The organism is Roseomonas mucosa ATCC BAA-692 (genome assembly GCF_000622225.1).
Taxonomy (GTDB): domain Bacteria; phylum Pseudomonadota; class Alphaproteobacteria; order Acetobacterales; family Acetobacteraceae; genus Roseomonas; species Roseomonas mucosa.
Map to the genome: position 1 here is coordinate 1 of NZ_JHWD01000028.1, position 13,994 is coordinate 13,994.

The 13,994-nt window shown below is 71.8% G+C and carries 11 protein-coding genes; all 11 read left to right on the forward strand.

The genetic code is table 11. The features are described 5' to 3' along the window. Positions 1–27: 27 nt before the first annotated feature. The 11 genes from BT98_RS24850 (at position 28) to BT98_RS0117190 (ending at position 13,994) form a co-directional block, all read left to right on the forward strand. Entirely contained in the window at positions 28–324 is a 297-nt protein-coding gene (locus tag BT98_RS24850) for a zincin-like metallopeptidase domain-containing protein (RefSeq protein WP_115359415.1), read from the forward strand. Further along, positions 321–1,334, forward strand: a complete 1,014-nt coding sequence (locus BT98_RS0117145) for a phosphoadenosine phosphosulfate reductase domain-containing protein (protein WP_027297311.1) — start codon at positions 321–323, stop codon at positions 1,332–1,334. Before BT98_RS24850 ends, BT98_RS0117145 begins: the two co-directional genes overlap by 4 nt. A 69-nt stretch (positions 1,335–1,403) precedes the next feature. After that, entirely contained in the window at positions 1,404–2,018 is a 615-nt protein-coding gene (locus BT98_RS26250; RefSeq protein ID WP_051544301.1) for a DUF6927 domain-containing protein, read from the forward strand. Between the two features lie 139 nt (positions 2,019–2,157). Then, positions 2,158–2,481 (forward strand): hypothetical protein, encoded by a 324-nt coding sequence (locus BT98_RS0117155; RefSeq protein ID WP_115359416.1) that lies wholly within the window; start codon positions 2,158–2,160, stop codon positions 2,479–2,481. 230 nt (positions 2,482–2,711) lie between these two features. Then, positions 2,712–2,978: a hypothetical protein gene (locus BT98_RS0117160; protein ID WP_027297313.1), complete on the forward strand. Its 267-nt coding sequence runs from the start codon at positions 2,712–2,714 to the stop codon at positions 2,976–2,978. Between the two features lie 131 nt (positions 2,979–3,109). Further along, on the forward strand, positions 3,110–8,191 hold the full coding sequence (locus BT98_RS0117165; RefSeq protein ID WP_027297314.1) for a DEAD/DEAH box helicase family protein: 5,082 nt from the start codon (positions 3,110–3,112) through the stop codon (positions 8,189–8,191). A 288-nt stretch (positions 8,192–8,479) separates the two neighbouring features. After that, positions 8,480–10,246 (forward strand): ParB N-terminal domain-containing protein, encoded by a 1,767-nt coding sequence (locus BT98_RS24860; RefSeq protein ID WP_051544303.1) that lies wholly within the window; start codon positions 8,480–8,482, stop codon positions 10,244–10,246. Positions 10,247–10,310: 64 nt separating this feature from the next. Further along, positions 10,311–10,601, forward strand: a complete 291-nt coding sequence (locus BT98_RS0117175; RefSeq protein ID WP_027297315.1) for a hypothetical protein — start codon at positions 10,311–10,313, stop codon at positions 10,599–10,601. A 181-nt stretch (positions 10,602–10,782) separates the two neighbouring features. Then, positions 10,783–10,977 carry a hypothetical protein gene (locus tag BT98_RS0117180; protein WP_027297316.1) on the forward strand — a complete coding sequence of 65 codons (195 nt, stop codon included), beginning with the start codon at positions 10,783–10,785 and terminating at the stop codon, positions 10,975–10,977. 396 nt (positions 10,978–11,373) lie between these two features. Further along, positions 11,374–12,063 carry a hypothetical protein gene (locus BT98_RS0117185; protein ID WP_027297317.1) on the forward strand — a complete coding sequence of 230 codons (690 nt, stop codon included), beginning with the start codon at positions 11,374–11,376 and terminating at the stop codon, positions 12,061–12,063. A 122-nt stretch (positions 12,064–12,185) separates the two neighbouring features. After that, positions 12,186–13,994 carry a DNA cytosine methyltransferase gene (locus BT98_RS0117190; protein ID WP_027297318.1) on the forward strand — a complete coding sequence of 603 codons (1,809 nt, stop codon included), beginning with the start codon at positions 12,186–12,188 and terminating at the stop codon, positions 13,992–13,994.

Below are 13,994 nucleotides of genomic sequence, written 5' to 3' on the forward strand. Positions count from 1 at the left end.
GCAACCCCAGCCCGAGGAGTTGGCGGCATGATGCGCGTCCTAAAAATTGGCGTCGGAAGTCAGATTGGGGCTGGACTGTCAGGATATGTCGCCGAGCTGACATCCTGCTTCGTCGGCGCCGAGCTGGGCCTGCCCTGCGACATCCCGAACCACGCCAGCTACGTCTCATCGTGGCTCAGGACGCTTCGGCAGGACAAGCGCGAGATCTTCCGCGCCGCGGCCGAGGCCCAGCGCATGGCCGACTACCTGCTCGGCTTCCATCCCGGGCACGCCCGACGGGCGGCCGAGGAGGCGCGGCGCGACGAGGCCGCGGAGGCGGCGTGAGCGCCGCCCTGCTGCCCGGCGCGGCGGCGCTGGCCCCGGAGCTGCGCTCCTACGACCACGTCATCCTGTTCACCTCGGGGGGCAAGGACGCCACGGCCTGCCTGGTCGAGCTGCTGGAGCGCGGCGTGCCGCCCGCGCGCATCGAGCTGCACCACCACGAGGTGGATGGCCGCGGCGAGGCCTCCATGGACTGGCCCGTGACCGGCGCCTACGTCGCGGCACAGGCGGCGGCGTTCGGGCTGCCGCTCTACCGCTCCTGGCGCGAGGGCGGCTTCGAGCGGGAGATGCTGCGCCAGGATGCACCGACGGCGCCGATCCTGTTCGAGACCCCTCATGGCCTCATGAGGACAGGAGGGGCCGGACCGCGCAACACCCGGCTGCTGTTCCCGCAGGTCTCGGCCGACCTGTCGGTGCGCTGGTGGTGCTCGGCGGCCCTCAAGATCGGCGTCGGCGCGGCCGCCATCGCCGGCCAGGCCCGCTTCCTCGGGCGCCGGACCCTGGTCGTGACCGGCGAGCGGGCGCAGGAGAGCCCGGCCCGGGCGCGCTACGCCATCTTCGAGCCGCACCGTACCGACACGCGCGGCGGCTCGCGCCGGTCCCGCCACGTCGATCACTGGCGACCGGTCCATGGCTGGGACGAGGTGCGGGTCTGGGACGCGCTGCGGCGTCACGGCGTGCGGCCGCACCCGGCCTACGAGCTGGGCTGGTCGCGGCTGTCCTGCATGTCCTGCATCTTCGGGTCGGCCTCGCAGTGGGCGACGATCCGCCTGATCGCGCCGGTCCTGTTCGAGCGCATCGCGGCCTACGAGGAGCGCTTCGGCCGCACCATCCAGCGCGCCCGCTCCGTTCGCGCGCTGGCCGATCTCGGCCGCCCCTATCCCGCCGCCCTCGCGCGACCCGATCTCGTCTCCCTCGCCCTGAGCACGCTCTGGGACCTGCCGATCCTCGGCCCGCCCGCAGGCTGGACGCATCCGGCCGGCGCCTTCGGCGAGGCCGCCGGCCCGACCTGAACCCTGCACGGGCGGCCGCACCCGGCTCCGCGCGATGCCACCACCCCGACCGAACACAAAGGAGGCCCCATGGGCTGGCTCGTTTCCGATCGCCCGCTCGTCCGCGAGACGCCGGCAGAGCACCTGACACGCGACTACACGACCGACGACGAGCACGGCCGCACCGAGGTCCTGGCCGCATCGCAGGTCGGCCGCGCGGTCTACATGGCGGTACGCCGGACGGAGAAGGCCGGTCCGCGTGCCGGCCGTCCCTATGTCTTCGCCGCCGTGATCCTGGTGTTCAACAACGCCCGGGACGGCTTCGGCCGCAAGGACATGGACGAGACCGCTGGCCCCTGCGAGGTGGCCTGCCCACCCCGCATCATGGCGCTCCTTTCCCCGGTCGAGGAGCTGCCATCGCCCGGCTACGCGGCCGACTGGCGCGCGCGGGTGGACTCAGCCCGGCTGGAGCGGCGCGGGGTCGCCGCCAGCAGGAAGCATCTGCTCCCGGGTCAGCGGGTGCGGCTGACCGAGCCCCTGAGTTTCTGCAAGGGCGCCGTGGTCGCCACCGAGTTCGAGGTGGTGCCGACGCCCGCCGGACGGCGAGGCCCGATCTTCCGGCCGGTCGGGCATGCTTTCCTGTGCCGCCTGCCCTCGCGCCTCCTGACCGTGGCCATGACGGTCCCGGCCCCGGCGGTGACGTGATCCCCAGGGAGGATGCACCGGACCCGGTGCCGGGACCGGGGCCGCATCCCCTCGACAGCTGCGAGGACCGCTGTCGCCTGCGGCTGACGCTGCGCGACGGCCGCGTGATCGAAGGCCTGCACAATGCCGTCCCCCCGAGGTGCGGACCGACCCGTTCTCGGTCCCGAACATGCTCGCCGCGCTGCTCGGGCGGGGCCTCAAGGCACAAATCACCCGATTGGGTGACCCGTCGCATCAGCGCGGCCACATCCAGGTGGAGATGCCCGTGAAGGGCCGGGCGCGCTTCGTGCTGATCGGGGAGCCACGCCACGGCACGATCGGCTGGCGGGCGGTCTGGGACGGCAACGACAGCAAGCCCGGCCTTCGGCGGCGGCGACTGTCCGAGGCGACCGAGGCCTACCGCCGGATGCTCGCGGCCATGCGGGAGGGGTGCCGCTCCGTCCAACCGGACCTGTTCGGCTGAACCATACCCTCCTGTGCTCATGGGCGCCTGTCCTCATGAACACATGAGGGAATGAGGAAAGGAGGGGAGACGGGGCAGGACGAGGAGATGGGCGCTGCCACCGCGCTCCGGGGCGCGGCAAGGGTGCGTCGGCTACCGCCTCCCGCCGCTGCGCGGCGCCCTTGCCCCGCCCCGGACCGGGCGGCCGGCTCGGAAGTGTCTTGAGAGACAGGATACGAGGAGAGCAGGGCATGAGGCAGCGATACAGGGTCTGGCTGGAGGGGCTGGACGAGCGCAGCCGGGCGCTGGTGCGCCTCGGCGGTGCCTGGTCCCAGCGCCACTGGGCCAACACCGGCTTCTTCGACGTTCCCGGCCAGGTGATGCGGGATCTGGTCGCGGCAGGCTACGCCGAGAGCCGCAAGCCATCCCCGAATTGCCCCACCGAGTACCGTGGGCTGCCGCCGGCGGTGTTCGCCGCGCAGCCGATCAAGCGGACCAGCCCCGCCTTCGGCACCTGAGCCGCTGACGGGCGCCTGAGCGCCCGGACCGCGGACCCTACGAACCCCCACCACGCAGAACGCCGCCGCGCCAACCCGGTCGCCCCTTCGGGCCACCGGGCGCTCGCGCGTGCGCGCACGGAGCCGATCCCATGGCCAAGGCCGCCCCGTCCTCCCAGCTCAGCCTGTTCGATACCACCGCGCTCTCCTCGCCCTTCTCGCTGTTCGGCGACGGCGGCGGCGGCCTCCTGCCTGCCGCGGGAGGCGAGGACGACGAGGAGGAGAGCGCGTCGGCGCCGCTCGCGCCCGCCATCCCGCGCGTGGTGGCCCGGGACTTCCGACTCACCACCGAACGCGGCCTCGCCGCCGGCTGGAAGGCCCGCGCGGCCGACAACCTGGCCGCCATCCGGCTGATGCAGCGGATCGAGGGCGAGACCCGGCCGGCCACGGCCGAGGAGCAGGCGATCCTGGCGCGCTTCGTCGGCTACGGGGCAGGCGATCTCGCCAACACCCTGTTCCGCCGCCCTGGCGAGGACTGGCGCGACGGCTGGGCCGAGCAGGGGGATGGGCTGGAGCAGGCAGTGTCGGCCAGCGAGCACGCCTCTCTCAGCCGCTGCACGCAATATGCCCACTTCACCCCGGAATACATCGTGCGGGCAGTCTGGGCCGGCCTGGGCCGCATGGGCTTCCGGCGCGGTGCCATCCTGGAGCCGGGCTGCGGCACCGGCCAGTTCCTGGCCCTGCGCCCGGATGGGATCGAGGACTGCTCGGCCGTCACCGGCATCGAGATGGACCCGGTGACCGCCCGCATCGCGGCGTTGCTGTATCCGAAGGCCTGGATCCGCAACGAGGATTTCTGCCGCGCGAAGCTGGTCGAGAATTACGACCTCGCCATCGGCAACCCGCCCTTCTCGGACCGCACCGTGCGCGCCGAGGACCCGGCTGGCCGGCTCGGCCTCAAGCTGCACGACTACTTCATCGCCCGCGCCGTGGAGCGCCTGCGGCCGGGTGGGCTGGCCGCCTTCGTCACCAGCCACGGCACCCTGGACAAGGTGGACCCGAAGGCACGCGAGCACATCGCCGGCATGGCCGACCTGGTGGGCGCCATCCGTCTGCCGGCGGGTTCTTTCGCGGCGGCGGCCGGCACGGACGTGGTGGTGGACATCCTGTTCCTGCAGCGTCGCGAGCGCGGCGCCGCCCCGAACGGGGTGGAGTGGGTGCATCTCGCCGAGGTGGTCCCGGCCACCGACGGCGAGGCCGCCATCCACGCCAACGCCTGGTTCGCGACGCACCCGGAGATGGTGCTGGGCCGCCACGGGTGGACCAGCGGGCCGTTCGGCCTTGCCTACGACTGCGCCCGCGACGGCCGCGACCTCGACGCCGCCCTGGCCGAGGCCATCGCCCGACTGCCCGAAGGCATCCACCAGCCCCCGGCCACCGCCGCGGCGCCCGTGCGGGCCGCGAAGCCCACCGTGCAGGTCGGCACCGCCGCCGAGGGCGCCACGATCAAGGAGGGGTCCTATCTGCTCGGCCAGGGCGGCACGCTCCTGCAGGTGGTGGACGGTCGCGCCGAGGAGGTGGCGGTGAAGTCCGGCAAGGGCACCGTCGGCCTCTTCGCCAAGCACGCCCGCATCATCCGCGGCCTGATCCCGGTCCGTGACGCCGTGCGCGAGGTGATCCGCGCCCAGGAGGCGGACGAGCCGTTCGGCGCCGCCCAGGTGCGGCTGCGCGCCGCCTACGGCAGCTTCGTGCGCGCCTTCGGCCCGATCAACCTGACCACCGTCTCCACCTCCACCGACGAGGCGACGGGGGAGGTGCGCGAGAGCGTGCGGCGGCCCAACCTGCAGCCCTTCCTCGACGATCCGGACAGCTGGCTTGTCTCCTCCATCGAGGAATACGACCTGGAGACGGGCACGGCGAGCCGGGGCCCGATCTTCACCGACCGGGTGATCCACGCCCCGGCCGAGCCGGTCATCGTCTCGGCGGCCGATGCCTTGGCGGTGACGCTGGCCGAGCGCGGGACCGTGGACCTCGACCACATCGCCGAGCTGCTCGGCCGCGACCGGGCGACGGTGCTGGCCGAGCTCGGCGAGACCGTGTTCCTCGATCCCGGCCTGACCACGGGGGGCTTCGAGGCCTGGCAGACCGCCGACGAGTACCTGTCGGGCCATGTCCGCCGCAAGCTCGCGGCCGCGCGGGCCGCCGCCGTGCTGGACGAACGGTATGCCCGCAACGTCGTGGCGCTGGAGCGGGTGCAGCCGGAGGACCTGCGCCCCTCCGACATCACCGCCCGCCTCGGTGCTCCGTGGATTCCGGCCAGCGACGTCGCCAGCTTCATCGAGGAAGTGATGGGGGTCCGGACCGTGGTGCGGCACACCGTGGAGGTGGCGCACTGGAGCATCGAGGTCCACCGCTTCGCGGGCGAGGCGTCCGCCACCTCGGAATGGGGCACGCACCGCCGCCATGCCGGCGAGCTGCTGGACGATGCCCTGAACGCCGCCATCCCGCAGATCTGGGACGTCTGGCGCGACGAGAACGGCGAGCACCGCCAGCTGAACGCCAAGGAGACCGAGGCCGCCAAGGACAAGCTGGCCAGGATCAAGGGCGCCTTCGAGCGTTGGGTCTGGACCGACGGCGATCGCGCCGAGCGGCTGGTGCGCGTCTACAACGATGCCTTCAACAGCCTGATGCCGCGGCACTTCTCGGGCGAGCACCTGCAACTGCCCGGCGCCTCCACGGCGATCCAGCTGCGCGCCCACCAGAAGCGCGTGGTTTGGCGCATCATCGCCTCCGGCCAGACCTACATCGCCCACGCCGTGGGGGCCGGCAAGACCTTCACCATCGCCGCCGCGATCATGGAACAGAAGCGCCTCGGCCTGATCTCCAAGGCGATGCTGACGGTGCCCGGCCACTGCCTGGCGCAGGCCTCGCGGGAGTTCCTGCAGCTCTATCCGGGCGCCCGCATCCTGGTGGCCGACGAGACCAACTTCAGCAAGGACAAGCGCGGCCGCTTCCTGGCCCGGGCGGCGACCGCCAACTGGGACTGCATCATCATCACCCATTCGGCGTTCAAGTTCATCGCCTCGCCGGCGGAGTTCGAGCGCGGCCTGGTGCAGGCACAGCTCGACGCCTACTCGGCCCTGTTGAGCCGGCTCGACGGTGAGGACCGCATCGCCCGCAAGCGCATCGAGCGCATGAAGGAGGGCATGCAGGAGAAGCTGGAAGGCCTGTCCAGCACCAAGGACGACATGCTGACCATCGCCGAGATGGGCGTGGACCAGCTGATCGCCGACGAGGCGCAGGAGTTCCGCAAGCTGTCCTTCGCCACCAACATGGGCGGCCTCAAGGGCATCGCCCCGGACGGCTCGCAGCGGGCCTGGGACCTGTTCGTGAAGTCGCGCTTCGTGGCGACCGTCAATCCTGGCCGGGCGCTGGTGCTGGCCTCGGGCACGCCCATCACCAACACCCTGGGCGAGATGTTCACCCTGCAGCGCTTCATGCAGCCGGAGATGCTGGAGGAGCGTGGCATCCAGGAGTTCGACGCCTGGGCGTCCAATTTCGGCGATACCCGCACCGAGCTGGAACTGCAGCCCTCCGGCCTCTACAAGCCGGTGACGCGCTTCTCCGAGTTCGTCAACGTGGCCGACCTGATCGCCATGTTCCGCTCCGTCGCGGACGTGGTGCTGAAGGACGACCTGCGGCAGTACCTGCGGCTGCCCGCGATCACGGGCGGCAAGCGCCAGATCGTCACCGCCCCCGCCAGCCCGGCCTTCAAGGCCTACCAACGCCACCTGGCCGAGCGCATCAAGGCGATCGAGGCGCGAAAGGGTAAGCCCGAGAAGGGCCAGGACATCCTGCTCTCCGTCATTACCGACGGCCGGCACGCCGCGATCGACCTGCGCTTCGTGGTGCCCGAGCAGGACAACGAGCCGCAGAACAAGCTCAACCTGCTGATCGGGAACGCCTTCCGCATCTGGCAGGAGACCCGGGACCGGCGCTACCGCAGGCCGGACGGCACGCCGCACCCGGTGCCGGGCGCCGCGCAGATGATCTTCTCGGACCTGGGCACCGAGGGGGCGCTCGCCACGCGGGGCTTCTCGGCCTATCGCTGGATCCGCGAGCGCCTGATCGCCCTCGGCGTGCCGGCCGAGCGCATTGCCTTCATGCAGGACTACAAGAAGGCGGAAGCCAAGCAGTCGCTGTTCAACGCCCTGAACAACGGCCAGATGGACTTCGTGCTGGGCTCCTCGGCCACCATGGGGACCGGCGTGAACGCCCAGCGCCGGCTCGCCGCTCTGCACCACCTCGACGTGCCCTGGCTACCGTCCGAGATCGAGCAGCGCGAGGGCCGCATCGAGCGGCAGGGCAACCAGAACGAGGAGATCGGTCTCTACGCCTACGCCACCCTGGGCTCCATGGATGCCCAGATGTGGCAGAACAACGAGCGCAAGGCGCGCTTCATCGCGGCGGCGCTGGGCGGGGACCGCTCGATCCGCCGGCTGGAGGACCTCGGCAGCCAGGCCAACCAGTTCGCCATGGCCAAGGCCATCGCGTCGGGCGACCCGCGGCTGATGCAGAAGGCCGGGCTGGAGGCCGAGCTTGCCCGGCTGGAACGACAGCACGCCGCGCATTTCGACGACCAGCACGCCGTCCGGCGGCGCATCGCGGAGGCCCGCTCGGCGGTCGGCCGGGCGACCCAGGCGATCACCGACACCGAGGCCGACCTGGCGCGGCGGGTGTCCACCCGGGGCGAGGCGTTCCACATGGAGGTGGAGGACAGGACCTTCACCGAGCGCAAGCCGGCTGGCGCCGCGCTGCTGAAGTTCATCCGGACCGTGCAGTTCGAGGGCCGCAAGGGCGATTGGGACCTCGGGACCATCGGCGGCTTCCCGCTGAAGCTGGAGGCACGTCGCTACCAGCAAGGCGCCAAGCTGGAAGTCCACCTCCTGCTCGCGCGCACCGGCGGGGAGCAGGAAATCCAGATCGAGGACGACCTCACCGCCATGGGGCTGGTCTCGCGCCTGGAATACGACCTCGGGCGCTTCGAGGCGGAACTGGCCGAGCACCGGCGCCGTCTGGCTGAAGCCAAGCGGCAACTGCCGGCCTACGAGGCACGGCTCGCAGCAGGCTTCGAGTTCGCGGACGAGCTGGAGGCCAAGCGGGCCGAGATGAAGCGGCTGGAAGAGGACCTGGCTCAGACAGGGAAGGAGGAAGAACTGCCCGCCGCAGCTTGACGTCCAACCAGGACAGAGCGGAGGGCATACGAGGATGGCGGCGATCGGTAAGCCGAGAAGGGGCGGGAGAGAGAGCGGTCGCACCCGGCCGCGCCCCGTCACCGCTGCGCTCCACGGCCGCCTGCGCAGCCCTGCCCCGCTTGGCCGCACCCCGCTGCGCGGGCCGCGTCCCGCGCCGGGGCAGGGCCGCTCGCCCGCCGTGGTGCCGGCGCCCGCCCGGGCGCCGTCGGGGAGGGGTCAGCCCAGGGATAGGGCGGACAGGAACCCCTCGGAGCGAGCCCGACCCCCATGAAGCTGATCGAGACCGACCCCAAGAAGCTGCGCAACAACCCGGCCAATCCCCGCCTGACCCCGGCTGGACCTGACGCCGACGCTGTGCTGCTGGCCAACATCAAATCCGTCGGCATCCTGCAGCCGCCGACCGCTCGCGAGGTCGAAGGCGAGCTCGTGCTGATCGCCGGCCATCGCCGCCGCGACGCCGCCATCAAGGCCGGCCTCCGGAGCATCCACGTCCTGGTGCGCGAGGACGGTGACGAGGCCGGCGCCGACCAGGTGCGGGCCCTGGCCGAGAACACGGTGCGGGCGGGCATGAACCCGGTCGACCAGTGGCGCAAGATTGAGGCCCTGGTCAGCGAGGACTGGACCGAGGAGGCCATCGCCAGCGCCCTGAACCTCACCGTCCGGCGGGTCCGGATGCTCCGGCACATGAGCCACATCCTGCCCGCCATGCTGACCCAGATGGCCCGCGGCGACATGCCGAACGAGCAGCAGCTGCGCACCATCGGCCTCGCCACGGCGGAGGAGCAGGCGGCGGTCTGGAAGTCGAACAGGCCCAAGCGGAACGAGCGGGCCAGCTGGCACATGATCGCCCACGGCCTCGACCGGCGCCGGATCCCGTTCACCCGGGCGAAGTTCGGGCCGGCCGAGGCCGAGGCCTTCGGCATCGTCTGGCACGATGACCTGTTCGCACCCGGCGACACCGATCCCCGCTACACCACGCAGACCGACGCATTCATCCAGGCGCAACAGGCCTGGCTGGAGAACAACCTCCCCGAGGGCGGTGTCCTGCTGGGGCTCGACGAGTACGAGCGGCCGGTGCTGCCGAAGGGCGCGCAGTCGCTCTACTACCGCCAGCCCGGGCCGGACGACACGGTGGGCTACTATGTCGACCGGCGTTCCTGCGAGGTCGAGACCTCGATCTTCCGGATGCCCGTGCGGACCGAGCCCCGCTCCTCAGGCGCCCGCAACGATACGACCGGCGCCACGATGCCCAAGGCGGCCCGCCCCGATCTGACGCAGAAGGGCGAGACCATGGTGGGCGACCTGCGGACCGAGGCGCTGCACACTGCCTTCGCCGAGGCTGAGATCCCCGACGACACGCTGATCGGCCTGCTCGTCCTGGCCCTGGCGGGGCGGAACGTCAGCGTACGTTCCGGCGCGAGGGGCGACGACCTCTACGCCGGGCACCGCGCGGAACTGGCCGCCTCCATCACCGAGGGCGGCGTCATCACCAGCGATCCGGCCGCGCTGCGCGCCGCCGCCCGTGGGATGCTCCGTCAGGCGCTGTCCTGCCGGGTCGGCTTTTCGTCCTCGGGGATGGTCGGGCGCATCGCGGGCTTGGCCGTGGAGGCCGACAGCTACCTGCCGACCACGGCGACGGAGGAATTCCTTGCCAACCTGAGCAAGGCGGCCATCGAACGCACCGCCAGCGCCAACAATGTCCTGCCCCGGCAAACCGGCAAGGCCACACGCGCGGCGATCGTGGAACAGATGAAGAACCGGATCTTCCTGCACCCGCTGGTACGCTTCGGGTTCACCGACGAGGAGCGCCGCAAGGCCGCCGCGGACCGGACGCGCGCCGCGGAGCTGGCCGCCTTCCGCAAAGGGGGCTGCGGCACCGAGGACGCGAGCATCGAGGGCGAGGAGATCCCGGAGGAGGACGAGGAGGCGGAGCCGTCGCAGCCGGACGAGGGTGAGGACGAGACGGAGGGGGACGGGAACGGCGCCCCGCCACCCCCAGGCCAGGGCAGCGCCCCCGTCGCGCACGCGCCCTGAGCCTCCTGGACCCGGCCATCCGGCCGGGTCCCTCCCCGCCAACGTCACCCACGAGGCAAGCCCCATGGCCTTCATCGACGTCGCCGCGCGCGGCTCGGCCAGCGAACCGTTCCAGCTCGCCGGTAAGAATCCGATCCTGCACACGCCCGGCCTGCGGGACGATCACGACCGCCTGTTCGAGTATGCGGACGGCCATCTGGGCTTCTACGGCTTCCTGCGCGTGGCCCATGCCCGCATCGCCAGGAGGATCATGGTCGGGCTGATGGATCTGCCCGACCGCCTGTGGCGCGACGCCTATGACGATGGCGCCCACCCGGCCGAGGAGGCCGATGCCGCCCTGGAGGATGACGAGTAAACCGCATTATCGCTCTATCCGGAGGGGTAGGCCGGTCCACGAAGCGAGAGGGCCAGGAGAGCGCGGTGGCGTGCGCGTTTCCCTGGGCACAAGGGTCCGTCGCTCCGCTCCCTCACTCCGTTCGCCCTTGTCACCCGGGAAACGGCACGCCCTGTCCGGAGGTGGTTGAGGAGAACCGGACATGGAAATGGATCAACGCACCGAGAAGCTCTGGAAGGCCTGCGAGGAACAAGTGGCCTTGCTGGAGGAGGCACTCTATTCGGCCAACCCGCGCGACTACGACGACGCATGCGAGAAACTCGACGAAATGCTGTTTGATCTCGAGGAGATGTCCACGGCCGTGAGAGCGCATTTCGCCACCCTGCACCAACAGTAAGCAGGAACGGCGTGCCGGCGCGAATGCATTTCCCGTTCGCGCCACATCTTTCGACAATGACGGCGTCGGCCAGTCCCCCGGCTGGCCCCGTCGGATCGAAGGAACTCTCCATGCCCTCCATCAGAGACATCTTGCGCCCCAGCCGCTCCACCTGGATCGCCTGACACCGCCGCCGGCCCGGGTGAACAGGGGTGAGGGGAGAAGGCGGGTGGAGGCGGGCGAAGAAGCCCTGCCGCGCCCGCCCCCCGGCGGCAAGGGGCTGTCGCTGCGCTCCCTCGCTCCGCTCGCCCTTGCCCCCGGCGGCCTGGACCGCGCCCACGGGGGAGGGGTCGGGGGCGAAAGACCAGAAGGCGAAAGCCCGTCCGCGACGAACCGCGACAATCCGGAGTTGATCCCATGACGACCCTCCTCGAGCGCGTGCTGCGCTCGGCGGCCGAGGATCTCGGCCTCTCGCCCCAGGGCTGGACCGCCCTGGACGGCGATCTCCTGAACGGACAGAGCTTCCGGCACCCGGACAGGCCCTCGCTCGTCATCGAGGTCGTCTGCGACGGACAGGCCTGGTCCTGGTCGACCGGGGGCTCCGATCGTGACGAACGGCCGGTGCTGCTGACGGCAAGCGGCCAACCCTGGGCCTGCGTCCATGATCTCGCCATCGGTCTCCACGCCGATGCCCGCGCCGCGCTGCTCGCCGCCCTGGCGGTCGCCGGCGACGACCTCCGCGAAGCGCGCCTGTGCTCGACCGCGATGCTGCACACGCGCCTGGCCGCGGTGACGGGCCGCCGGGGCACCGACGTCTTCGTGGCGCCGGTGAAGGTGGTTCCGGGACGGGAAACGGCGCCGGCGGCACCTCGGGCGCTGGTCTGGGACTACCGGGGCGTGATTCCGGACGGCACCGAGGTGTCCGGCACCGTGGTCGCCACCGACGAGGTGACGGCCGAGGATCTTGCCGTCCACACCTGTCCGGTCCTGCACCTGATCTCCCTGCGCCCGCGTCTCGCCGGCCTTTCGCCGCTGCCGCAGATACAGGCCGGCGCCGCCCTGGAACTGCTCTTTCCGGCCTCCGGCGACATCGCGGCCTCCCGGTAGCGCGGCGACCGCCGCCTGACGACCCGGCGCCGGAACACGCGCCACCTCTTCCATCGACCATCGCCATCACGAACGGCAGGACCTCCCGGTCCTGCCGTTCGCGTTTCCGGAGACCCACGCCCATGCTCACCGAGAGCGGCCACGCCACCATCCTGCACGCCCACCTCTTCGCCGGCCTCGGCGGCGGGGCGCGCGGGTTCAACCGGGCCACCTCCCGGGTCGGCAACCTCACCGCGAGCTTCCGCTGCCTCGGCGGCATCGACGTGGACGCCGCCGCGATCCGCGACTTCGGCCGCCTCGCCGGCGTGCCCGGCACCTGCCTGGACCTGTTCGACCGCGAGCAGTACCGCGACTTCCACGGCCAGGAGCCGCCCGCCGGCTGGCGCGAGGCCACCGTGGACGACGTGCGCGCGGCCTTCGGCCACGAGCGCCCGCATGTCCTGTTCACCTCGCCCCCCTGCAAGGGCTTCTCCGGCCTGCTCAGCGAGACCAAGAGCCGGACCCGGAAGTACCAGGCGCTGAACCGCTTGACGCTGCGCGGCATCTGGCTGGCGCTGGAGGCCTACCGGGACGATCCGGTGGAGCTGATCCTGCTGGAGAACGTGCCCCGCATCGCCTCGCGCGGCCGGCCGCTGCTGGACCAGATCGGCGGCCTGCTGCGGGCCTACGGCTACGCCGTGGCCGAGACGACGCATGACTGCGGGGAGCTGGGCGGGCTGGCGCAGTCGCGCCGCCGCTTCCTGCTGGTCGCCCGCCACACCGCCAAGGTGAAGCCATTCCTCTACGAGCCACCGAAGCGCTCGCTGCACGGCGTCGGTGACGTCCTCTCCCGCATGCCCCTGCCCGGCGATCCGGCGGCGGGGCCGATGCACCGGGTGCCGATGCTCCACTGGGCGACCTGGGTCCGGCTCGCCTTCGTCGAGGCCGGGTCCGACTGGCGCTCGCTGGGCCGGCTCGCGGTCGAGGACGGGCTGCTGCGCGACTATGCCCTCGCCCCTTGCGGCGAGTGGCGCGGCGGTGTGCTGGGCGTCAACCACTGGGAGGAGCCGGCCGGCACCGTGGCGGGCCGGTCCGGCCCCTCGAATGGCGCCTACAGCGTCGCCGACCCCCGGCGTGCCGACGGGGTGGCCGCCTTCGGCCAGTACGGCGTCAAGCGGTTCGACCAGCCCTCCCAGGTCGTGATCGGCAAGGCCGCGGTCGGCGCCGGCGGCTTCGCCGTGGCGGATCCCCGCCACACCGGCCCGGCGAAGCACTCCAACGAGTTCCGCATCGTGCCCTGGGACGGCGCCGGCCGGGCCGTGACGGGGGCCCACGGCACCGGGCAGTGCGTGGCCGATCCACGGGGTGAGGTCCGCCGCTCGGGCGCGCTGGGCGTCGTGCCCTGGGACGCCGCCGCCGGCACGGTGGCCGGCGAGAGCCTGCCCTCCAACGGCACCTTCGCGGTGGCCGACCCCCGGCCCCGGCTGGAGCGCGAGAAGGGCGACGACTACTACGGCGCCGGCCACTACGGCGTGGTGCCGTGGCAGGCTTCCACCGGCGCGGTGAGCGCAGCGGCCGGCTACGACAACGGCCGCTGGAGCGTCGCCGACCCGCGCCCGGCGCTGCCGCAGGCCTCGGACCGGGTGGTGGCGCGCATCCGCGCCCTGGATGGGACCTGGCACCGGCCCTTCACCACTGCCGAGCTCTGCGCGCTGCAATCACTGATCGAGCCGGAGGAACAGGCCGAGCTGGACGGGCTGAGCGATGCCGACTGGCGCGAGCGCATCGGCAATGCCGTACCGCCCGACGCCGCTCAGGCCATCGCCGAAACCATGGGCCGGACGCTGCTGCTCGCCTGGTCGGGGGAGGGCTTCATGCTCTCGGCTCTCCCGATCTGGGTGCGGCCGATGGCTGTCGCGCTCTCGGTACGCCAACCACAGGACGCAGCGTAA